Below are 22,631 nucleotides of genomic sequence, written 5' to 3'. Positions count from 1 at the left end.
CAGTGATGGCGAATATTACTGCCAACGTGTTGTAAATTAAAATGGTGTCCTGTCTCGAAAAAATTATAATTTTTGCTATCTTAATCACATTAGAACAACATCAATTGTTTGCTAGTTATATAATTTTGGTTTAACAGGCAATACAACAAATAAAAATCTATTATTTTCTTCTGACGCCATGATTCGTGTTATTAAACTTTAATAATGCGGAGTTATCGTGTGCTCAGATATTGTCGACTTCGAGAGCAAAATGAGAAAGCTAGAAAACTTTAATTTATTGTTGATGTTAATTGCCCTCGCTGCGGTTGGGCAAATGACACAGACTATCTACGTACCTGTTATTGCGGAGATCGCCGTCTATTTTGGCGAGCCATCCGGTTCAGTACAGCGCGTGATGGCGGCGTATTTGTTTTCTTACGGTTTTTCACAATTAGTTTATGGCCCATTGTCAGATCAAATCGGCCGTCGTCCGGTTATTTTAGCGGGATTGACCATTTTCCTGATCTCGACCATTGTCGCAATTTTTGCCCCATCACTGACCGTACTCACTATCGCGAGTGGCTTACAAGGGCTAGGAACAGGGGTCGCTGGTGTGATGGTCAGAACCATGCCCCGAGACCTGTATAAAGGGACATCATTACGTTTTGCCAACAGTTTGCTCAACATGGGTGTATTAGTCAGCCCACTGTTAGCGCCAATGTTTGGTGGTATTTTGGCCCACTTTTTTGGTTGGCATGCCTGCTATATTTTCTTGTTCCTGCTCGGTGGCTCGGTATTTTTTAGTATGTATCGTTGGTTACCCGAAACGCGCCCAGTTTCGCCAGAAAAACATAAAATGTTAGCGTCATTTCGTGAACTGTTGTCGAATGGACCGTTTGTGTCTTACTTGATTATGCTAATCGGAGCCTTGGCTGGGATTGCAGTCTTTGAATCCAGTAGCGGTGTGCTGATGGGGGGCGTATTGGGGCTGAGCAGCATTACGGTCAGTATTCTGTTTATTCTGCCTATTCCTGCGGCATTTTTTGGTGCTTGGTATGCTGGACGCGAAGGTAAAAACTTTGCTTCTCTGATGTGGCAATCGGTGATGATTTGCTTAGCCGCTGGGTTGATGATGTGGATACCAAGCTGGTTCGGTATGATGAATATTTGGACATTATTAGTCCCTGCTGCCATATTTTTCTTTGGGGCAGGAATGCTGTTCCCACTGGCAACCACGGGGGCTATGGAGCCATTTCCTTATTTGGCAGGTGCCGCTGGAGCGCTAGTCGGTGGTATGCAAAATGTCGGCTCTGGGGTTGCAACATGGGTTTCTGCATTGATGCCTCAAAATGGGCAATTTAGCCTCGGTTTATTGATGTTCTTGATGTCGGCATTGGTGGTTTTATGTTGGTTACCATTAGCTCGTCGTATGAGCCATACGGAACGTACTGTTTAATCGTCTAATTGTCAGGCGGCGTATATGCCGCCTGATTTTTAAGTTGCTAATTAAGCAACTAATGGCATCGACAGCACGGTCGACGTTATTGGAATCGGTTCTGCCTGCAAACTGTTTTTTGCCTTATCTTCTGATATTCCCGCCATTTGCGATATTAACGCGTTAAATTCGACGGGACGGTCATAGTTTAATAAATCGCTATTTTCCGCTAATGTTCCTTGGTCATTTTGATAGATCAATATCGAGCTTGCTTCAATCTCATCACTGAGATGTTGGTCGATATACACTTTAATCCCCGCAATATTTAAATTTGGCGTACTGTCGAGCGCCCCTCGAATAGTTAACATGCCGTTGTCCTCTTCAAGATACCAAGATTCTAATGGCATGGTTTCGTGGTGTTTTCCTTGACTGTCCAATATAACCAGCGTGACCCAATAGGTTAAATTTTCATGGTTTAAACGGAGTGAGCGTATATCGACAGTTTGATGAATATTTACATCAGAAAGTAGCCGAATTTCAGATTGCACATCAAGATGCGTTGAATCGGGTTGCGACTCATCCGCCAAGAGTTCTAGGTGGTTAAGGGGAATGAAGGTCGCTTGGGTATCTACCGGCTGCCCACCAAATGGCTTTTGCAAAGAAAAAAACTGCTGGTGATGTTGCCCATCGGTGACCCATTTAGCTCTGAGCACGCTATTATCTTGGCTTGCCGACCAAAAGAGCGGGCTACCTTGCCAGTAATCATCCATCTGTAATTGTTCTGGCGGTGTGTTGTCATCGCTATGAATAAACACGCGGTTAGCGAGAGATTCTGGGTTTCTATACTGGAAAATCGGGATGTCTATTTGATCTTCAGTTTTAATGATATCTAGGCGAACTAATTCCCCTTTATTGGGGATGTTTAGGTTGAGTTCATTATCACTCAAGGAGAGGCTAATGGTTTCGCTAAGTAACCCAGACTGGGTGGCATAAATAACGACTAAATGGCAATTCGCATCACGGTACGTTTTTGGAATGAGCTGACCGAGAGTCTCCGTAATGGCTAGGCGACTATAAGGATGCAGTGTTCCATCTTCTAAGGTTAGAAAGGTGCCATTGAGTTGATAAACGGGCAAATATTCACGAGGTGTTTTACGCTCATCAATGCTGGCTAAAAAGCTCTGGGCTTGGTAAGTCAAATAGTCACAGTGTGCTAAAAAGGCGTCATATTGCTCGGTATAGTGAGGGTAATCTGCGGGGTACATCGCTGGAATAATTTCACTGTGTTGATCGTCTTTTCGGTAGGTTGTGTATTGTTGGCGTTGTTGGTCATAAGCGATGCTACCACCATGACTTTCAGACGAGTAGGGGTAGCCTGCTTTCGTGGTATGCCCCAGACTTAAACCATGACCAAAAACTTCATGCCATAAAATACTCGGTTTAGTGATCCCACCACCAAAATTATGGGTAGCAAGCCCAATCACTTGCGAGACTCCGCGGCGCATTGGTAAGTGCTCAATTGAAGAATAAAAAAATTCAGAGTAAAGCTGGGTTCGTCGAGCCGCCTTCTGGCTATCAAAGTAAGCCCATCCAATTTGTGATCTTAATGGTTCCGTGACCTTATTTGGGCTGTCATAGGTCGGATGAATTAACGTTGATTTATCAACATAGCCTTTTTCATCTTTGACAACATAGGGGTATAGCATGGGTTTTAGCGAAGTTGAAGGATAGCTAAATAGGGTAAATTGGTGAGTCGGTAATTTGGCACTTGCTTCTAAGCCCCAGCTAAGTGGCGAATAGGCATAAGTACCGTGGCCCTGACGATAAAGACTGGTATTTGTGACATGGGATGTCATTGGTGTCACGTTTTTTACTGTCGGTAAAAACACGCCATTACTATCGGTATATGGCTGAGTGACTGGCGTGTTACCTGCCATGATTTGTATTTGCATATCAGGTTGTATCCACATTCCTTTGATGGGTGCGGTGTAGCTGTTGCGATGCAAATTTTGGGCGTCAATACTGGGTGTCTGAGGGATAGCATCAAGTTCTGAAGGTAATACTGATGGCCCTATCAATGTGATTTTTTCCAGCTCATTCCCCGCTTTATTTCGAATAATGGCAACCAAATCGGGGGCATTACCTGATGATGGACTCGTTATATCGACTTTTAGCAATGCCCAGCGGTTAGCGGTTAAGCTAAAGTAGGGGGCATCAGGGGCAAGTAAATGAGTTTGTGCCAGTTGAATACCGTGTACTTGCATATCATGAGGGACGGGTTGATAGCGATGTTTGGGCTGGCTATAAATCGGGTCTTGTAGCGTAAATATTCTTTTACCCGGTTTAGAGACCAATGGGGCATCTTCAGTATTCAGGTGAATTGACATGGGTGCAGAGAGAGAACCATCTTTCATCACTGCGGTAATATCGAATTGGTCGTGGCGTTTCATGGATTGATGACTGTCAGGGAGATAGTGCCATTCGCCCGTTTGGGGGTCTAAGTCCACGCGACCAAAAAGAGGGCTTTCAAGTATTTGAAAATGATGAATCTCTTCGTGAATGGGTAGCTGCCCGGAAATAGTACCAATAACCAGTTTATCAGCAGTTTTAGATGAATTCTCTACAACTAAAATGGGTAAAATTTGTTGGTTTTTCAATTGGAATTGGGAAATAGTCATGCCATCACATTGGATAATCATCCGACTATCTGCGTAGTGTAAGGTAATTGATGGCAACTCATTTTGGCTCAACTGCTGGTTAATTTTATCTTCGATTTCGTGGGTTAAATCCTCCCATGACCCCTGCTCAGTGACAGCAACATCATCGAGTTTTAGTATGATATTTTGTTGAGAGCTATGAAGGGAGATAGAGAAATAGTGGCTGTTTTGGAGTGTTTCCTGATCTAAAACGAGGCGATTTATTGCTGATGGCGGTAAAGAAATGACTTGATTGAAGCGATGGGAGAGAAACGTTTGTTTAGGTACCGGCGCTATTTTGGGTTTTTGGGGCAATGAATTATCTATAGAAATAGCAGAGTGACGAATCGCCGAGTTAGGAATAAATTCAACCGATTCTTTGTCTGCGAATCCCCACCCTAAGCGAATATCCGGCGGCTGGCCATTCGTGGTTGTGGTAATTTTAAAATCTATTTGTTTTCCTTGTGGCACATGGTGCAGAACAATCTCCCCTGATTCATCTGCTCCTCGGATTTGCTGAGTTTGCTGAGCGACTTCGAATGTGAGGTCTTCCGTAACATAGAGGGTATCGAGATAAACATGAATACGTTGGGATTTTGGCGCAGTTAGTACCCCCTCATAGACCCAAGTCGTTGAGGTCGGTTGCTTAGGAAGCCCGCTCGCATAGTGGGTTAAATTGGCGAGAGAATAGGTACTTTTTTCGATATTTTTTTCATTTTCAATCGCCGGATAAGCCGTGACTAATATACCTGATGGAGAATCAATCGTTGGCGTCTTTGGCTGAGGAAGTAAACTAGGCGGCTCTATGGGGATGGAATCAAGCTCCTCAAGCAGTTTCTGAATAGGCGGGGAGGCTGGATTTTGTTGGTTATCGAGAATAATCAGGCTGCCTCCCGTCAATTCCAGCCAATGGCGAACTAATGCAACTTGTTGGTCATTGGCATTTATGGAGAGCACGACCACACCATAATGGCGATGCCATTCCCCACTTGGCAGCAATAAATCCACGAGTTGAGCTTGGGAACGAGGTTCGCCATCATGCCATTGATGAGGGGAATGAAAACTATCAACCCACAAATTTTGCTGTGAATTAAATTCAAAACCTGAAAATTCAGGCTGGTTGAGAGCGCTCAGAAGATAACTCAGTTTCTTTTCTCCAGGTAAGCGGGGTTTATCGAGCAACCAGCTCATTATCCCAAAGGCGGTTTCTCCAGATTCTGATTTTTGAGGGTGACTTTTTAATCCCGCTATAAAAAAGTTATCGGTATACACTTTGGCAATGCGTCCGCGATTTCTATAGTAGCCAAGCTGTAGGCTACCATCCTGTATGGCTTGGGAGACGAGAGGAAATGAGCGGAGGCTCATTAAATTGTGGGGATCTTTTCTTCGGTTATCCATAACCAACTCTCCTGAAATAAATGATGAAAACAGTTATTGCAGGAAAGAATTCTAAATAAACCAGTAAACCCTTTCTAATTTATTATTAGTCTGATAATTGCAATTCTATTTATTTGCTAATTACCAGTTATGGCAGGCAATAAAAAAGCAGTGCCAGAGCACTGCTTCAAGATTAAAAAAGTGAAAATTAAGCGCGATCTTCCCACTCTTGGGCACGAGCGACGGCTTTTTTCCAACCTTCATATTTGTAGTTACGTTCTGTGGTTTCAATGCCCGGCTTGAAGACGCGTTCTATGCTAGCTTTACTCTGTAGCTCATCGAGACTTTCCCAGAACCCAACAGCAATACCGGCGAGATATGCCGCACCTAATGCCGTGCTTTCACGTACCGCAGGACGCTCTACAGACGTGCCTAGAATGTCCGATTGGAATTGCATCAGGAAGTTGTTGGCAACCGCACCACCATCCACACGTAACGCTTTTAGACGCTCGCCGGAGTCAGCTTGCATCGCATCCAAGACATCGCGAGTTTGATAAGCGATAGATTCTAATGTTGCTCGGATAATATGGTTACGGTTTGCTCCACGGGTTAGACCGAAGATGGCGCCACGCGCATACGGATCCCAATACGGTGCACCTAAACCGGTAAATGCAGGCACAACATACACACCGTTGCTGTCTTTTACTTTGGTTGCGAAGTATTCAGAGTCTTCAGATTCATCAATTAATTTCAATTCATCACGTAGCCATTGAATAGATGCGCCGCCAACAAACACAGCACCTTCAAGAGCATAATTCACTTCACCTCTTGGACCACAAGCAATAGTCGTTAGCAGACCATGGTTAGAGCGCACGGCGGTGTCGCCGGTATTCATCAGTAAGAAGCAGCCTGTTCCATAGGTATTTTTGGCCATTCCGGATTTGACGCACAGCTGGCCATACAGCGCCGCTTGTTGGTCACCAGCGATACCGGAAATTGGAATACGTGTTCCGCCTTTACCACCAATGTTGGTTTGACCATATACTTCCGAAGATGAACGCACTTCCGGTAGCATACTGCGTGGAATATTGAGAGCCTTGAGGATTTTGTCATCCCATTCCAGATTGCGAATATTAAACAGCATGGTACGGGAGGCATTGGTATAATCGGTTACATGGACACGACCTTGGGTCATTTTCCACACGATCCAAGTATCGACGGTACCGAACAGTAATTCGCCTTTTTCTGCACGTTCGCGGACACCTTCAACGTTATCGAGGATCCATTTTACCTTGGTGCCCGAAAAATAGGGGTCAACAACCAGACCGGTATTCTGGCGAATATACTCTTCCAAATCTTTATCATTTTGTTTGAGATGAGTACAAAAATCGGCAGTACGACGGCATTGCCAAACAATGGCATTATAAACGGGTTTACCTGTCGCTTTTTCCCATACGATAGTGGTTTCACGTTGGTTTGTGATCCCAATACCTGCAACTTCATCTGTGCGAATATCCGCTTTTGCCAATACTTCGATTAGTGTGGAGCTTTGGGTTGCCCAAATTTCCATTGGGTCGTGCTCTACCCAGCCTGGCTTAGGATAGATTTGGGTAAATTCCCGTTGGGAAATACTGATGATGTTGGCATCGTGATCGAGTACGACTGCTCGTGAACTGGTTGTTCCCTGATCAAGAGCGACAATATATTTTTTCGCGATATTTGTTTCTGTTGTCATAATTTAAACCTGTTCAGCAATGGGTTAGGTATTGTTATTGGATTATTTCTTTTCTTCTTCTGACTCGCAGACCATGCAAGGAAGATGACGACCAATCAATTTACGGTAACCGAGTGCCCCTAGCAGACCACCAACAATTGGCGCAGTCAATGGGACTAAGAAATAAGGAATGTCACGTCCACCGGTCATAGCAATATCACCCCATCCGGCTAGATAGGCCACCACTTTTGGACCAAAGTCACGAGCAGGGTTTAAGGCGAACCCAGTTAAAGGACCAAATGAGCCACCGATAACAGCAATCAAAATACCGATTAATAATGGGGCCAATGGGCCTTTAGGTACACCATTACCATCGTCAGTTAAACCTAAAATTAGACAGACTAAGATGGCGGCAATAATAACTTCGATAAAGAAGGCATGCAGTACACTAATTTGCGGTGCAGGATAAGTCGAGAAAACACCGGCAGTAAAGAGGCTTTCTTGAGTTCCACGAATAATGTGGTGGACTTGTTCATAATCTGTAAAGACTGGCGAGTACATTGTATAGACTAACGCCGCGGCACAGAAGCCACCCAACATTTGGGCGACGATATAAGGAACAACTTTGCGCTTGTCAAAACAAGCAAATAACCATAAAGCAAGGGTTACAGCAGGGTTCAAATGGGCACCAGAAATGCCCGCGGTTAAATAAACAGCGAGTGCAACACCAAATCCCCAGATAATACTAATTTCCCAGAGACCCAGTTGCGCGCCAGCAAGACGCACGGCAGCGACGCATCCTAAACCGAAAAACACGATGAGAGCAGTGCCTAAAAACTCCGAAATACACTGGCCCATCAGTGTGGAAGATGTCATTTTGCTCATATAGTTAATCCTGCTCAAATAAAAAAAAGAGTATTTTTTTCGAGTAAAATTTTCGTTGCGAAAATTTCTTCTGGTTAATTTAGCGTGAAAAAAGATGATCGAATATTGTCATGTTCGAAAACTGTGTGTTAAATCACCTAAAAACGAAAACAAACAACCATTAATAAGAGCGAATTCAAACATTGTGAAATTATTTACATCGCAATTTTACTAATAATGTTTGTAATCAAATGTAAGTCACTGGACACAGAGGATCATGCTACTTACAATCGAGGAAATAGATTTATAAGGGAGATCACGAACATGTCATTTGAAGTATTTGAGAAACTAGAAAACAAAGTCCAGCAGGCAATCGACACCATCGCGTTATTACAAATGGAAATCGATGAACTAAAAGAACAAAACAGTGCATTAAGCCAAGAGTTGCAAGCTAACAAATCAGGTACCGAATCACTGGTGCGTGAAAATGAACAGCTGAAGCAAGAGCAGGAAACTTGGCAGGAGCGGTTGCGGACTTTGCTAGGTAAGATGGAAGAAGTTTAATTCCTCGTCATACTTCGCATTGTAGGGGTGTTGGTTGCTCTCAGCTACTCGGGTCACATACTTGTGTATGCTTCCCGAGATATCCATCGCTTGCCGCCTACCTCGTCATAATTTGCATTGTAGGGGTGTTGGTTGCTCTCAGCTACTCGGGTCACATACTTTTGTATGCTCCCCGAGATATCCATCGCTTGCCGCCTACCTCGTCATAATTTGCATTGTAGGGGTGTTGGTTGCTCTCAGCTACTCGGGTCACATACTTTTGTATGCTCCCCGAGATATCCATCGCTTGCCGCCTACCTCGTCATAATTTGCATTGTAGGGGTGTTGGTTGCTCTCAGCTACTCGGGTCACATACTTTTGTATGCTCCCCGAGATATCCTCGCTGACCGCCTACCTACAATACGAATTATTTAGATGAATGTTTTCTAAAGAAGTGGAAAAACAGCAAGCGGAAAACAGGAAAGAAAAAGGCAGATAGTGATATCTGCCTTTTTTGTGGAATTTAGTGGGGATTATTCGTCGATGGTTTCGTCGAAGTCATCATTGGCCGCTTGAGTGAGAGGCTCTTCAGACAGGATCATGCCAGTGTTATCGGCATACAGATAATCACCAGAGAAGAACGTCACACTACCAAAATTGACGCGGATATCACTTTCGCCGATACCTTCATCAGGACAACCTGCTGGTGTTGCAGCAACAGCTTGAATACCAAGGTCTAATTCCATTAAGGCATCCACTTGACGGACTGCACCATAAACCACGATGCCCTCCCAGCCATTACTGACAGCGACTTGTGCTAGCTCAGCATCAATCAATGCTTTACGCACGGAACCGCCACCGTCAACAAGCAATATACGCCCACGGCCGTCTTCTTCCAGCAAATCATACAGAATGCCGTTATCTTCAAAGCATTTAACTGTAATGATTTGACCGCCAAATGAAGTACGTCCACCAAAGTTGGAGAATAAAGGTTCTACCACGTTAACGCTTTCTTGGTAGATGTCGCAGAGCTCGGAAGTATCATATTTCATAGGATTTAGGTCTTTTTCTGCTGAAAGAGGGAGTTAGTATATCCCTTTTCGTCACAGCTTGGCAAAATTCCCGCCAAAAAATAGGCGGGAAAAGTCAAAAAAGCAGCAAGTAATTGTGATTATTTGCTCAAAACGACGCCAATTGAGAACAACACATTGGTAACTAAAGCCGCTTTGACCATGTTTTCAAGCATTGGGCGCATGCCTTCGGGGGTAGGGTCTGAAAGCACTTTACGAACGTGATTCATCAGCATCGGTACGGCAAGTAAAAATAGCCAGCCGCTCCAACCTTGTAGGTACATAAGATTGAAAAACGCTAGACACAGGATAGCGGCAACGATAAGAATTGTGTGATAGATGCGTGCACCCTCTGGCCCTAAACGAACCGCCAAGGTATTTTTACCTGCTTTAACATCGTTTTCGATATCACGCATATTATTAATATTCAAAACGGCAACAGACAGTAATCCACACGCGGTCGCTGGCAGAATAGTAATCGGGTTAAAGCTATTCGCTTGTAAATAAAAAGTCCCAATAACACTTAACCAGCCAAAGAAAATTAAGACCGATATATCACCCAGTCCTAAATAACCGTAAGGTTTTTTACCGACGGTATAGGTAATCGCAGCAACAATGGCAACCAGCCCTAAAGCCAGAAATCCAATGGCATCTTCCGGTTTTTCACAGGCGACAACAATCAATAAGATCCCAGAAAGGCACGCGGCGAAGATATTCAGCTTTAAGGCTTTTTTCATATCTTCTTTGGTGATAATGCCTTTTTGCATCCCCCGCAATGGTCCGATACGTTCAGCAGTGTCTGAGCCTTTGACTGCATCTCCGTAATCATTCGCGAGGTTAGATAGAATCTGTAGTAGACCTGCTGTAATAATTGATAGCAGGGCAACTGGCCATTTAAAGTTGCCAGTGAGGTAAGTTAATGCGGAGCCAGTGACGATCGCAATAACCCCTAAAGGCAAGGTTTTTGGTCGTAAACTTTCTAGCCAAGCTTGTTTGCGACTGATTGAAGATGAGTTCATGTAATTTATTCACCGTACTCGTTATATTCCAAAGGGTAACGCTGATGAGATTCTAGCGGCACTTTGAATTAGTGGGAGTAAATGTTCTTAATTTAGTTGGGTTCAATACGGCAAAAGTGCAGCATAATTGCTGCACTTTATCTGACGTCTATTAAGGATACATGAAAACCTGATAATTAATAAGATTATAAAATAAATCTACTCAGATCTTCGTCTGCAACCAATTCGTCTAAATGCTGGCTAACATATTCAGCATTGATTTGAATGCTCTGTCCTTCACGTTCGCTGGCATCGAAAGAGATATCTTCCATCAAGCGTTCTAATACTGTGTGTAAACGACGAGCACCGATATTTTCGGTGGATTCGTTCACCTGCCATGCAGATTCCGCAATCTTACGGATACCATCAGCGGTGAAGTCAATATTCACGCCTTCAGTTGCCATCAGAGCTTTGTACTGCTCAGTCAGCGAAGAGTTCGGCTCGGTCAGAATGCGTTCGAAATCTTCGGTAGTGAGCGGTTGCAGCTCAACACGAATTGGTAAACGACCTTGTAATTCTGGGATCAGATCTGATGGGCTAGAGACTTGGAATGCCCCAGAAGCGATAAACAGAATATGGTCAGTTTTCACCATACCGTGTTTGGTAGAGATGGTGCAGCCTTCAATTAATGGCAGCAGATCGCGCTGAACACCTTCACGGGAGACATCCGGACCTGAACTTTGACCGCCGCGTTTACAGATTTTATCGAACTCATCAATAAACACGATGCCATTTTGTTCAACAGCTTCAATCGCTTGTTCTTTCAACTCTTCAGGGTTAACCAATTTAGCGGCTTCTTCTTCCACCAGCAGTTTGAAAGCTTCTTTGATTTTCATCTTACGAGGCTTTTGCTTTTGTCCTGCTAAGTTTTGGAACATGGATTGCAGCTGGTTGGTCATCTCTTCCATACCAGGAGGCGCCATGATTTCAACACCCATTGGTGCAGCAGAAACTTCAATCTCGATTTCTTTATCGTCTAATTGGCCTTCACGTAATTTTTTACGGAATGCTTGGCGTGCAGGAGATGGCTCATCAACTGGTTCAGCTTGTCCCCAGTTATTTTTTGCTGGTGGAATCAAGACATCCAGAATGCGCTCTTCCGCCATTTCTTCGGCACGATAACGGTTTTTCTCGATAGATTGTAAACGAACCATTTTGACCGCAGAATCAGTCAGATCGCGGATGATGGAGTCAACTTCTTTACCTACATAGCCCACTTCGGTAAATTTGGTCGCTTCAACTTTGATAAATGGCGCATTGGCCAATTTTGCAAGGCGGCGAGCAATTTCAGTTTTACCCACACCTGTTGGACCAATCATGAGAATATTTTTTGGGGTCACTTCATGACGCAACGTTTCATTTAACTGCATACGGCGCCAGCGGTTACGCAGGGCGATAGCTACAGAACGTTTTGCTTTATGTTGACCAATAATATGGTTGTCGAGTTCGCTGACAATTTCGCGTGGAGTCATTTCGGACATACTAACAATCCTTATGATTTTGAAGAAATTTCTTCAAAGTTAACATTGTGGTTAGTGTAGATACAGATATCCCCAGCGATTTCGAGCGCCTTCTCAGCGATCTCTTTTGCGCTTAAATCTGTATTTTCGAGTAAGGCACGAGCTGCGGACTGCGCATATGGGCCACCTGAACCAATCGCAATCAGGTCATTTTCTGGTTGAACGACGTCACCGTTACCTGTGATGATCAGTGAAGTATGCTCATCTGCTACTGCCAGTAACGCTTCGAGTTTGCGTAACATACGGTCGGTGCGCCAATCTTTGGCGAGCTCAACGGCAGCTTTAGTTAAATGTCCTTGATGGAGTTCGAGTTTGCGTTCGAATAGTTCAAAGAGTGTGAATGCGTCAGCGGTGCCACCGGCAAATCCTGCAATGACTTTGTCGTTATATAAGCGACGAACTTTGCGGACATTGCCTTTCATGACGGTATTACCCATCGTCGCCTGTCCATCACCACCGATTACAACTTGGCCATTACGGCGAACACTTACGATTGTTGTCATGAGTTAGCCCCTGGTTTTTATTACAAAAATAATGCGGTTGTTTCATATTTTAATAGGCAAATTTCAAGTGATAGCGGTTTATTCACTATCACTTGAAATCACAGAATCATAAAAACAACTGCTCATCAGTACGTTAAAACAGTAGATGGGGGAGGTGGGGGGATTTTTCAACCCCCAGAAGCACGAAGAATACAACCTGAAACGCCGACACCCGCAGCACGGTCACGCATGCCTTCTGCTGTGGACTTGGAGTATGGGCCTAACACGATACGATGCCATCCTCCGCCTGAGGTAATTCGGCTTTCAATACCGGAAAATGCCAGCGTTGCACGTACAGACTCCGCTTGTTCTGCTGTTTTGAACGAACCACATTGCACCAACATATTTTGCATATTATTGACAGGGGCAGGTTTTGGCTCAGGTTTAGGTTCTGGCTTCGCCACTGGCTGTACCGGCGCAGTAGGACGGACTTCCGGCTTGGGTTCAGTCACTGAAGGTTTACGCTGAACCGGTGCATCAATCGGCCTAGCTGGCTGAGCCGGTTCATTAATAATAACTTGGGAACGCGGCACTGGCTTACCATTAAAAGGAATTTCCTGTAGGTTGGTGACCGGCTGACGTCGATCAGAATCCAGTTGTTCCAGTAATTGGCGCTGTTCTGCGGTTAAATCCGTTTGACGAATATTGCCACTGCTACCACCAGTATTTGGTTGTGCAGGTGACGTATAATCTTGCCATGGCTCTTCTAGCTCACGCTTATAGCGCCAAGGATCTTCAGGTTTCGGTGGTAGTGTATTACCTGGTTTAGTGGCATGTGGAGCACTATTAGTTTGTGATGTTTCTTTTTTATTGTGAGTAATAAAAAATAAACCACCAACAAATAGCACCACAATAGCGACGGCGACTACCAAGGTAGTCATAGGTAGCCCTTGTGCTTTCTTGCTTTTGCCTTTGCTTTTCTTTCGAGCGGATGAGCGCCCTCGAGCTACATAATCTTTTTGTGCCACGCTATTAATTCACTAGTTATCAGTTGTTAATCATTATTTTGGTTATATGTTACTTAACCTTAGCGATTTTGCCTAGCATTTAGGCGCTTTTGTACTCTCTCTAATGATTAAATCAGAATCTAGGAGACGGGAACCGGGGGTGACACTATTTCCTTGTAGCTGTTCTAGAAGCAATAACATCGCATGACGACCAATTTCTGTGCGAGGATGATTAATGGTGGTCAATGCCGGTAAGGTATATTTTGCTTGCTCAAGGTTATCAAAACCAACAAATGACAAGTCATCTGGAATTTTTAGACCCATTTTTTTTGCCTGCCACATTGCTCCAAACGCCATAATATCGGTATGGCAGAAAACAGCAGTGGGTGGCTCTGGTAGAGAAAGTAAGGTTTTTAAGGCTTCAGCACCACTTTCATGTGTAAAATCCCCTCTCACAATATAGCTCTCTCTCAGCCCTTCGCCAGTGCGTAACATCGCTTTTTTATAACCTTCTAAACGATATTCACTATGAGGCATACCTTCAGGGCCTGCAATACAGGCAATTCGCTTATGGCCTTGTCTGAGTAAATAGTGTGTAGCATTAAATGCGGCGGTCAGATTATCGATATGAACAGTAGGAAGTTTAAGTTCAGGGGCAAATTCATTCGCCATTACGATAGGCGGTAAATTTTTTTGTTCTTCTGTTGAAATATCAAACGGCAAATTAGAACCCAGTAAAACCATGCCATCAATCTGTTTGGTAATAATGAGATTGATAAAGGCATTTTCTTGCTTTCGCTGGTGTTTGCAATCACCAATCAGGACGAAATAGCCTTCATGGGCGGCAACCTCTTCAAGACCGCAGATCACATCACTGAAGAAGGGATCGCTGATATCTGGAACGATCGCTAAAATCGTTTTGGATTCATTGCGTTTATAACTTCTAGCCAGATTATGCGGGTAATAACCGACGTCGAGTACCGCTTGTTCGACTTTTTGACGTGTTTGTAAGGAGACTTTCTCTGGATTCATTAATGTCCGAGAGACCGTGGCGGTCGAGACACCTGCTGCATTGGCAACATCTTTCATGGTCGCCGTATTATTGTGTTTTTTATTTTCCACAACGCCTTCCTTTGTCTATTTAATCGATTGCTTTTTTTGAATGGCGCGAACACGTCATTTTGCTAATTAGAAGGTATTCTAATGAATTTCACAATAATATCTGTTACCTAGTTTGCATAAAAAATGTGACTTGCATCATTTTTTAGAGCTGACTCGCAAATTTCGAAAATAGTTAGTATGAGAAATACTTAATCCAAATTCTTAATGGGTAAATTGTTGGCAAAATATGAGGGTTTAACTAACAGACTCAGTCAGTTATCTTACCAACAAAGAGGTAGCTAGGATGGTGATCAACCATCCGTTGGATCGACATCAATGTTCCATTTGACTTTGCGGCTTTCAGGCTGCTTGAGTAATTCTGGCAATAATTGCGCCATAAATTGCTGCAAATAAGCTCGGGAAGGATGCTGCAATAATAGCTGCCAACGAAAACGTCCACCTCGTTTAGCTTGAATCGACGGGGCTGGGCCTAATATCCACAGCCGGGAGTCACTTTGTGGATGCTGACTGATGTATTGGCGAACATTGTGTAAAAAATTGCGTGCATCCTGATTATTATGGTCTTCAGAACGGATCAATATATGGCTAGTAAAGGGGGGCAACATGGCGACGCGCCGCTCTTCTAGTGCTTCTTGAGTAAAGGCGTTATAGCCATTCTCCAGTAATGTTAGTAATAGCGGATGCTCAGGATGGTGGGTTTGTAAAAAAACCTCTCCCTGTTTGCCAGCTCGGCCTGCACGCCCTGAAACTTGGACATATAACTGAGCAAAGCGCTCTGCGGCTCTAAAATCACTAGAGAACAGTGCACCATCCACATCCAATAATGCCACGAGGGTAACATCGGGGAAATGGTGCCCTTTAGCCAGCATTTGAGTGCCGATCAAAATTCGTGCACCACCTTCATGAACCGCATTTAAATGCTGCTCAAGTTCCCCTTTACGGCTGGTTGTGTCTCGGTCAATTCGCGTGACTGGGACATCGGGAAATAGCTCAGAAATTCCTTCTTCTAATTGTTCCGTTCCCATTCCCACAGGAACCAGATTGGTGGATCCACAGTGTGGACATTGGTGTGGGACTGGCCGCTGACTATCACAATGGTGGCAGCGTAATTGATGGAAGTTTTGGTGCAAAGTGTAGTAGTGGTCGCAGCGCTGACACTCTGCAATCCATCCACATTCGTGGCAGATGAGAGCTGGGGAATAACCTCGGCGGTTTAAAAACAAAATGACCTGATTATTTTGCGCTAAGTGATTCTTAATATGCTGAATCAGTAAATGGGATAAACCAAACTTGAGTGGCTGGCCTTTTAAATCAATTAAGTGTTGATCCGCAGGGCGGGCATTTCCTGCACGGATAGTCAGATTTAATTGACGATATTTATTTTGCTGAACATTACTTAGCGTTTCTAAAGATGGGGTGGCTGTTCCCATAATGATGGGGATATTTTCTTTTTTAGCTCGAAATACCGCTAAATCTCGAGCATGGTAGCGCCAGCCATCTTGCTGTTTATAGGAACTGTCATGCTCTTCATCGATGATGATGATCCCAAGGTGAGCAAACGGGGTGAACAACGCTGAACGAGTTCCAATGATAATTCCATTCGAGCCTTGTTTAGCTCTTAGCCAAACTGCCAGACGCTCGCTATCGTTGAGTGCCGAATGCAGCACATCCACAGGAACATTAAAACGTTCGCGGAATCGATTGATGGTTTGGGGAGTTAGCCCGATTTCAGGGACTAAAACCAGCGCTTGTTTACCTTTAGCGAGAATATTTTCTAGCACACTCAGATACACTTCGGTTTTACCTGAGCCGGTGATCCCTGCAAGTAGCCAAGGAGAGAAATTATCATCCTCGGCACGGATGGCACCCACGGCAGTGGCTTGCTCACTATTGAGGCGCAAGCGTTCACCACAGACGGTAAAGTGGGATTGCCATTGTTCCATAACCGGCTGCACAGGATGTAATTCCGCATACTGTTTTTTCTTTAGGGACTGTAATGCACTTTCATTGATTTCTAATTCTGCGACTTGGTGGCGATAAATAGGTCGACGACGCAGTAAGGCCAAGGCTTGCTGCTGTTTTGGGGATCGTTTTAACTCATTGAGATCGACTTCTTGCCCGGCGATCGTCGCTTGCCATTGCCAGATCGGTGTAAATTCGGCGGGCTTACCTTGACGGAGCAATGTTGGCATTGCATGAAATAACACTTCGCCAATCGGGTAGTGGTAATATTGAGATGACCAAAGTAGTAGTTGCCACAGGTCATCTGGAAATAAGGTTTGGGCGTCCAGAATCAACTCAATTGTTTTCAATTGGTCTTCAGGGAATTCACTTTTATCGCTGTGATTGACAACGACACCAAGGGCTTGGCGTTTACCAAAGGGCACCATAACGCGGCTACCAACGACGGGTAGCGGCATATTATCTGCAAGGCGATAATCAAATGTGCGATTCAAAGGAACAGGTAAAGCCACCTGAACGACGATCATAGCTGGATTTCCGTCTGTTTTTTGTGCGATATTGCGAAGGTATTTTACTAGAATATCACAAAAATCACGCTAATTTCATTGCGTGGTAAACAGATTTTCTGTATGATCCGCCGCCTTTGGTATCATTAATTTTGCGAAAATATTTGTTTTTGTGAAAACCTAATCCTTGCCAATATACTAAATTTAATCAACACGACGTGTGGTGTCCGGCGTTAGGGCTGGAATGGCGACACGGCCTTATTAGAGGTTCTCCCATGAAAAAAGGTATTCACCCTAAATACGAAGAAATTACTGCGACTTGTTCTTGCGGTAACGTAATGAAAATTAACTCAACAGCTGGTCATTCTCTGAACCTGGACGTTTGTGGTAACTGCCACCCGTTCTATACTGGTAAACAACGTGACGTTGCTACTGGTGGTCGTGTTGATCGCTTTAATCAGCGTTTCAGCATTCCAGGTGCTAAAAAATAATCAAGCCTGTCTCGTTGAAGTTAATTTAACGTATTCAGTAAAAACCTGTTCAATTGAACAGGTTTTTTATTGTCTAAAATCTACCATTTCCAGCATCTAAAAGCGGTAAGCAATCCCAAACATAAAGTCATGAGCGGCGAGTTTTATTGTGGATGTGTCTGTTCCATCTTTATCAAATGCATTGGGCATTGATATCTTATACTTACCCGCTTCGGTGAACCGATAGCCCAGATCGAAGGATAAATTATCATTGAATGCATATCGGCTTCCAAGTCCCAAGCTCCATGCTAATTTATTGATTCTTTGGGATTTTGACTGATTAGAACTTTGCTTTAAACCTAAAATTTCAAATTCTGACCGTTGTGTATTTTCATAGCGAGTGCTTGCCAATCCAAGCCCAAATGAAATATAGGGAGCAAACGCAGTTTGGTTTTTCATATCATAGTAGCCATTTAACATCACGGTCGTCAGTGTTGCTTCATTTTTCATATCAGATGAACTACTCGATAAGCTTGAAAGAGCATTGAGGCTATGAGTATTGCTGACTTTTCCCCTCATTCCAACTTCTAATTCAGCCCGAATAGGCATTGAAAACTGATCATAAAAGTTATAACCCACGGCAAGATAATTACCAAAGGCAGGGTGACTTTTGTCATTAAATTTTAGCATTTTAAAATCGGGTTTCTTATCATTACTATACTCAAATTTAGAGTCATACATATTAAGCACAGATACACCAATTTTACTTGATAGATAAACACCGTTATTACTGGATGCTATTGCTAAATTAGCAAACAACAAGCATGTGGAGATTAAAATTATTTTTTTCATTGTTAAGCACCAGTTAATTATTTCAATGTGAAATATAACTGGAGTATAAATGAAATTGGACGTTTTAGAGGCTATTGGAGATCTTCAGATAACCACACTGAATTTTGATATAAAAAGATTAATTATTGAAACTAAATGTTGAAATTAACTGAGTGTTAAAAATTTTAATTTAACTTAATATGAATGTTTAATTTTAATATCTAATGATGGGGGGCGGATTGCACCTCAATCATCATTAAAGAATGTATTAAGGTGCAAGGCAATAAAAGTAAAATATTAGAAGCGATAAACTAATCCGAACATAATATCGTGGCTTTGAACTTTTACTTTAGAGACATTTTCTTGATTATCTTCGTAGTAGCTGGCTTTAGATTTTCCTGCATCTAAAAAGCGGTAGCTCATATCTAACGAAAGATGATTATTCACTTGGTACTGCGAACCGAGACCAACACTCCAGGCAAAATTATTGGTGGTTTTAGATTTAGTGAATTTCTCATGAGTGAATTGATTCATACTCACAATATGATCATTGTAGTCATAACGCATTTTGTGATTAATGCTTGCCATCCCTAATCCAACAGAAATATACGGAGTAAATTTGGTGTCATTTTTGAAGTCATAATAGGTATTGACCATGACCGTGTTTAAGGTGATATCTGCTTTCACATCATCTGAACTGCTGAAAACACCAGGGTCATTAACTGAGTCAAGGTTGTGACTTGTTGAGGCTTTTTCCCGCATACCAAACTCTAACTCGGTACGAATAGGCAAAGTGGTTGTTTTTGAAAAATCGTAACCTACTGCAATATTGCCGCCAAACACGGAATCATTGGTTTTGCCGAGATTTTCCTGCTCGAACTCATGATCCGTCGTTTCCCATTTTTGATCTGAAAGTTGCACAATTGAAGCACCAATCTTACCAGAGACATAAAGACCGTTTGTTGATGCCATTGCCATGCTAGAAACCAAACTTAGTAAAGAGACTGCAAAAATTTTCTTCATTTATTAATTCCATTTAGTCGATGTTCGGATTACGCATTATTAGTATAGATAACAATGAATAATGCTTATGTAGGATCGAGTTAAAACTTGATATACGGCATGCTTTCTTATTTTTTTAATTTAATTCAGCATTTACGAGTATAAAAAGCATTAAAACCGATGATAAATTGCACTCTAGCGGGCCAATTAATCACCGATGGATTAATAAAAGAAGAATGGCGCATTTATCAGCTCAATGCGCCTAAACAACAACTAGAGAAAACTAGCGTTTTTGGCAGGGCGCGGGAGCATATTTATTATCGGCAGGAAATGGATTTGCTTCACAGTCAGGTAGCTCTTCTTTTACTTCAAAAATAGCAAATCCAATTACGCCAATATTTCGTTCATCCCCTTGAATATTTTGATTAACATAAGACTCTTCAGGTGCCGCAAAACGGAATGCAGCCACTTGGTTATCATTTTTACGGAAACCGTCAATGGTAAGCTGGCCATTAGGGCGTACCAAATAACCTGAATTCTGATGCGATCCTGCTTGCCCATTTAGGACATCCAGCCCATCAATGGTGGTGACAACTTCGAAAGTTCGGTGGTTATCGGTATTGGTGATTACCAATTGATAACGTTGACCTTCTTTAGCGGGAAGAATGTATTGCCCTTGATTATTACGATAAAAATCCATCGGGCGTCCTGACTCATTGGTCACTGTAATCATCAATGGTTGTAATGGAAGTTTTGTGAATGTACTGGTATTGCGAGGGACTTGCTCACCCCGATAGTAAATCGTGGCGGTATCATAGGCGGTTGAAGAAAGTCGAGAAGCATTAACCGTGATAACTGAAGAATCTACATCCTCTCCCCACTTTGTTCCCAATTTTTTTGCTGAGTCTTCAGGGGCTGATGCACTCGTTGCATATTGCTGGGGAGCCCCGCATCCAGCGGTAATTAATAATGCGCTACCGAGTAGGCAGGCAATAAGCGGGCGATATGTATTCATTATCAGACCTCTGATTGTTGTTATTGTCGTGTGTAATAGCGGTCGAGTGTAGATAAATATGAAGAATAAAACCTGAGGGGAATTCTGAAAGCAGGATAAATCAGAGGAATCCTTTGGAAGGACGCATTCGGCTCGTGTTAGCGAGCCGAATAAAACAATGAGATAGGACGAATAAGAAAATTAATATTCCCAAGTTTCTGGGTCGATCCCCAGTTCGCGCATAATCTCTTTAGCCGCTTCAGGGATCTCATCATTGCGCTCTTTACGCAAATCTTCGTCATTCGGCAAAGGTTGACCAGTAAATGCATGTAAAAAGGCTTCACACAGTAATTCACTGTTAGTCGCATGACGCAAGTTATTGATTTGACGACGAGTACGTTCATCAGTCAAAATTTTCAGCACCTTTAAAGGAATTGATACTGTAATTTTTTTGACTTGCTCACTCTTTTTGCCATGTTCAGCATACGGACTGACATATTCACCGTTCCATTCAGCCATGAGATACCTTGGATATGTTCATTAATAATAAAAAAATAATATGCCGATAACCTTCCTGAAAAATATTCATCCAGTGAAAGTTCTGCATACAAGTTAGAATAAATGTCACTTAGATTATTATAATTTCTCTTGAGAAATTAACCAGCTAAGTGTGTTTATATGCCTGCTTATGCTACCAGCCATCAATTGGCACATAGTTATTATGGCTGATTATTCCATTAGTTGATATAAACGTAAAGAGGTTTAGACGTCCGGACATGTTGACGTCTAAATTTCATTTGCGTATGATTTGAGCTATCCCATACTTGGAGAGACGCCCATGACATACAAGGCATCAACAATCGCAATACATAATGGATTAAATGAAGACCAGCAATTTGGCTGTGTTGTTCCCCCTATCTATTTATCCAGCACTTATAATTTCACCGATTTTAATGAGCCAAGAGCCCATGATTATTCTCGTCGAGGTAATCCGGGGCGCGATATTGTACAGCGCACATTGGCACAGTTAGAAGGTGGAAGCGGTGCGGTGATGACAAACAGTGGTATGTCAGCTCTCCATTTACTGTGTACCGTTTTATTGCAACCCGGCGACTTACTCATTGCTCCCCATGATTGTTATGGCGGCAGCTACCGTTTATTTCATAGCTTAAGCCTGAAAGGGGCTTATCAAGTTGAGTTTATCAATCAAAGCGATGAATCAGCCTTGCAAGCCGCACTAGCAAAGAAACCTAAGTTAGTCTTGATTGAAACGCCGAGTAATCCGCTACTGAGAATTTATGATATCCAACATATTGCCAGTCTCGCCCATCAGGCGGGGGCATTCGTGGTGGTCGATAACACATTTTTGAGTCCGATATTGCAGCAACCATTAGCCTTAGGCGCTGATTTTGTTGTACATTCATGTACAAAATATCTTAATGGTCATTCAGATATTATTGCAGGCGCCGTGATTGCTAAAGAAGAAAAATGGGCACTAGAATTAGCATGGTGGGCAAATAATATCGGTGTTACGGGGGGCGCTTTCGATAGCTATTTGCTGCTAAGAGGCATGAGAACATTGTCTCCACGTATTGCACAGCAGCAACGTAACGCCGATGAGATCGTAAAATATCTTAAAACTCAGCCTCTCGTTCAGAAAATATATTATCCTGCTTTGAGTGATCATCCAGGGCACGAAATTGCGGTCAAGCAACAAGCTGGCTTTGGTGCGATGTTAAGTTTTGAATTTGCAGGTGATGAGCAACAGTTGCGTCATTTTCTTCAGGCACTCACCCTGTTTACATTAGCGGAATCTCTTGGTGGTGTTGAAACCTTGATTTCCCATACGGCGACCATGACTCATGCGGGAATGTCTCCTGAAGCACGAACTGCCGCAGGAATTACCGATAATTTATTGCGGATTTCAGTGGGTATTGAAGATATTCAAGATCTAATTGCAGATTTGACTAACGCATTTAAGGTTGCGTCACAACGTTAG

Annotated in this window: 18 protein-coding genes; 4 read left to right on the top strand and 14 right to left on the bottom strand. The window is 43.0% G+C overall.

Translation table 11 applies throughout. The features are described 5' to 3' along the window. Positions 1-250 precede the first annotated feature (250 nt). Positions 251-1,435, top strand: a complete 1,185-nt coding sequence (gene emrD, locus PROVRUST_RS17685; RefSeq protein ID WP_006816278.1) for a multidrug efflux MFS transporter EmrD — start codon at positions 251-253, stop codon at positions 1,433-1,435. Between the two features lie 50 nt (positions 1,436-1,485). Here the strand turns inward: emrD and PROVRUST_RS17680 are convergent, their stop codons facing one another. The 3 genes from PROVRUST_RS17680 to PROVRUST_RS17670 form a co-directional block, all read right to left on the bottom strand. Beyond that, on the bottom strand, positions 1,486-5,508 hold the full coding sequence (locus PROVRUST_RS17680; protein ID WP_006816277.1) for a hypothetical protein: 4,023 nt from the start codon (positions 5,506-5,508) through the stop codon (positions 1,486-1,488). 187 nt (positions 5,509-5,695) lie between these two features. Next, the gene (gene glpK / locus PROVRUST_RS17675; protein ID WP_006816276.1) at positions 5,696-7,222 is read right to left on the bottom strand and encodes a glycerol kinase GlpK; all 1,527 of its coding nucleotides are present in this window, start codon (positions 7,220-7,222) and stop codon (positions 5,696-5,698) included. A 42-nt stretch (positions 7,223-7,264) separates the two neighbouring features. Next, on the bottom strand, positions 7,265-8,086 hold the full coding sequence (locus tag PROVRUST_RS17670; protein ID WP_006816275.1) for an MIP/aquaporin family protein: 822 nt from the start codon (positions 8,084-8,086) through the stop codon (positions 7,265-7,267). A 303-nt stretch (positions 8,087-8,389) separates the two neighbouring features. On the opposite strand from PROVRUST_RS17670, the gene zapB reads away from it, so the two are divergent. Further along, positions 8,390-8,629: a cell division protein ZapB gene (gene zapB / locus PROVRUST_RS17665; protein WP_039855921.1), complete on the top strand. Its 240-nt coding sequence runs from the start codon at positions 8,390-8,392 to the stop codon at positions 8,627-8,629. 512 nt (positions 8,630-9,141) lie between these two features. On the opposite strand, the gene rraA is transcribed toward zapB, so the two are convergent. The 7 genes from rraA to priA form a co-directional block, all read right to left on the bottom strand. Next, positions 9,142-9,660: a ribonuclease E activity regulator RraA gene (gene rraA, locus PROVRUST_RS17660; RefSeq protein ID WP_006816271.1), complete on the bottom strand. Its 519-nt coding sequence runs from the start codon at positions 9,658-9,660 to the stop codon at positions 9,142-9,144. Between the two features lie 119 nt (positions 9,661-9,779). After that, the gene (locus PROVRUST_RS17655; RefSeq protein ID WP_006816270.1) at positions 9,780-10,697 is read right to left on the bottom strand and encodes a 1,4-dihydroxy-2-naphthoate polyprenyltransferase; all 918 of its coding nucleotides are present in this window, start codon (positions 10,695-10,697) and stop codon (positions 9,780-9,782) included. A gap of 185 nt (positions 10,698-10,882) precedes the next feature. After that, complete coding sequence (hslU, locus tag PROVRUST_RS17650; protein WP_006816269.1) at positions 10,883-12,217, bottom strand: HslU--HslV peptidase ATPase subunit; 1,335 nt, start codon at positions 12,215-12,217, stop codon at positions 10,883-10,885. 11 nt (positions 12,218-12,228) lie between these two features. Further along, positions 12,229-12,759, bottom strand: coding sequence for an ATP-dependent protease subunit HslV (hslV, locus tag PROVRUST_RS17645; protein WP_006816268.1), 531 nt, complete (start codon positions 12,757-12,759; stop codon positions 12,229-12,231). 167 nt (positions 12,760-12,926) lie between these two features. Next, complete coding sequence (gene ftsN / locus PROVRUST_RS17640; RefSeq protein WP_006816267.1) at positions 12,927-13,766, bottom strand: cell division protein FtsN; 840 nt, start codon at positions 13,764-13,766, stop codon at positions 12,927-12,929. A 72-nt stretch (positions 13,767-13,838) separates the two neighbouring features. Beyond that, positions 13,839-14,867, bottom strand: a complete 1,029-nt coding sequence (gene cytR / locus PROVRUST_RS17635; RefSeq protein ID WP_006816265.1) for a DNA-binding transcriptional regulator CytR — start codon at positions 14,865-14,867, stop codon at positions 13,839-13,841. Positions 14,868-15,157: 290 nt separating this feature from the next. Next, positions 15,158-17,356 carry a primosomal protein N' gene (priA, locus tag PROVRUST_RS17630; protein WP_006816264.1) on the bottom strand — a complete coding sequence of 733 codons (2,199 nt, stop codon included), beginning with the start codon at positions 17,354-17,356 and terminating at the stop codon, positions 15,158-15,160. A gap of 254 nt (positions 17,357-17,610) precedes the next feature. On the opposite strand from priA, the gene rpmE reads away from it, so the two are divergent. Further along, positions 17,611-17,826, top strand: a complete 216-nt coding sequence (gene rpmE, locus PROVRUST_RS17625; protein ID WP_006816263.1) for a 50S ribosomal protein L31 — start codon at positions 17,611-17,613, stop codon at positions 17,824-17,826. Between the two features lie 96 nt (positions 17,827-17,922). Here rpmE and PROVRUST_RS17620 read toward each other — a convergent pair whose 3' ends face one another. The 4 genes from PROVRUST_RS17620 to metJ form a co-directional block, all read right to left on the bottom strand. Next, positions 17,923-18,657: an outer membrane protein gene (locus PROVRUST_RS17620; RefSeq protein WP_006816262.1), complete on the bottom strand. Its 735-nt coding sequence runs from the start codon at positions 18,655-18,657 to the stop codon at positions 17,923-17,925. Positions 18,658-18,933: 276 nt separating this feature from the next. Next, positions 18,934-19,659 (bottom strand): outer membrane protein, encoded by a 726-nt coding sequence (locus PROVRUST_RS17615; protein WP_006816261.1) that lies wholly within the window; start codon positions 19,657-19,659, stop codon positions 18,934-18,936. A 262-nt stretch (positions 19,660-19,921) separates the two neighbouring features. Further along, a complete protein-coding gene (locus PROVRUST_RS17610; RefSeq protein WP_006816260.1) occupies positions 19,922-20,653 on the bottom strand; it encodes a hypothetical protein in 732 nt (243 codons plus the stop codon). Between the two features lie 180 nt (positions 20,654-20,833). After that, positions 20,834-21,151 carry a met regulon transcriptional regulator MetJ gene (gene metJ / locus PROVRUST_RS17605; protein ID WP_004265315.1) on the bottom strand — a complete coding sequence of 106 codons (318 nt, stop codon included), beginning with the start codon at positions 21,149-21,151 and terminating at the stop codon, positions 20,834-20,836. A gap of 319 nt (positions 21,152-21,470) precedes the next feature. Here metJ and metB point away from each other — a divergent pair, with 319 nt between their 5' ends. Then, positions 21,471-22,631, top strand: a complete 1,161-nt coding sequence (gene metB / locus PROVRUST_RS17600) for a cystathionine gamma-synthase (RefSeq protein ID WP_006816259.1) — start codon at positions 21,471-21,473, stop codon at positions 22,629-22,631.

The sequence above is a fragment of the Providencia rustigianii DSM 4541 genome (assembly GCF_000156395.1).
In the GTDB taxonomy this organism is placed as follows: Bacteria; Pseudomonadota; Gammaproteobacteria; order Enterobacterales; family Enterobacteriaceae; genus Providencia; species Providencia rustigianii.
The sequence above is the reverse complement of the archived record's forward strand: the minus strand, read 5'-3'. Positions and strand labels throughout refer to the sequence as shown.

Bases quoted from the DNA above. Each gene is read 5' to 3' on its own strand.
- PROVRUST_RS17680 (WP_006816277.1), bottom strand. From the start codon at position 5,508: ATGGATAACCGAAGAAAAGATCCCCACAATTTAATGAGCCTCCGCTCA.
- PROVRUST_RS17655 (WP_006816270.1), bottom strand. From the start codon at position 10,697: ATGAACTCATCTTCAATCAGTCGCAAACAAGCTTGGCTAGAAAGTTTA.
- PROVRUST_RS17670 (WP_006816275.1), bottom strand. From the start codon at position 8,086: ATGAGCAAAATGACATCTTCCACACTGATGGGCCAGTGTATTTCGGAG.
- metB (WP_006816259.1), top strand. From the start codon at position 21,471: ATGACATACAAGGCATCAACAATCGCAATACATAATGGATTAAATGAA.
- rpmE (WP_006816263.1), top strand. From the start codon at position 17,611: ATGAAAAAAGGTATTCACCCTAAATACGAAGAAATTACTGCGACTTGT.
- zapB (WP_039855921.1), top strand. From the start codon at position 8,390: ATGTCATTTGAAGTATTTGAGAAACTAGAAAACAAAGTCCAGCAGGCA.
- PROVRUST_RS17610 (WP_006816260.1), bottom strand. From the start codon at position 20,653: ATGAATACATATCGCCCGCTTATTGCCTGCCTACTCGGTAGCGCATTA.
- hslU (WP_006816269.1), bottom strand. From the start codon at position 12,217: ATGTCCGAAATGACTCCACGCGAAATTGTCAGCGAACTCGACAACCAT.
- priA (WP_006816264.1), bottom strand. From the start codon at position 17,356: ATGATCGTCGTTCAGGTGGCTTTACCTGTTCCTTTGAATCGCACATTT.
- rraA (WP_006816271.1), bottom strand. From the start codon at position 9,660: ATGAAATATGATACTTCCGAGCTCTGCGACATCTACCAAGAAAGCGTT.
- PROVRUST_RS17620 (WP_006816262.1), bottom strand. From the start codon at position 18,657: ATGAAAAAAATAATTTTAATCTCCACATGCTTGTTGTTTGCTAATTTA.
- emrD (WP_006816278.1), top strand. From the start codon at position 251: ATGAGAAAGCTAGAAAACTTTAATTTATTGTTGATGTTAATTGCCCTC.
- glpK (WP_006816276.1), bottom strand. From the start codon at position 7,222: ATGACAACAGAAACAAATATCGCGAAAAAATATATTGTCGCTCTTGAT.
- metJ (WP_004265315.1), bottom strand. From the start codon at position 21,151: ATGGCTGAATGGAACGGTGAATATGTCAGTCCGTATGCTGAACATGGC.
- PROVRUST_RS17615 (WP_006816261.1), bottom strand. From the start codon at position 19,659: ATGAAGAAAATTTTTGCAGTCTCTTTACTAAGTTTGGTTTCTAGCATG.
- hslV (WP_006816268.1), bottom strand. From the start codon at position 12,759: ATGACAACAATCGTAAGTGTTCGCCGTAATGGCCAAGTTGTAATCGGT.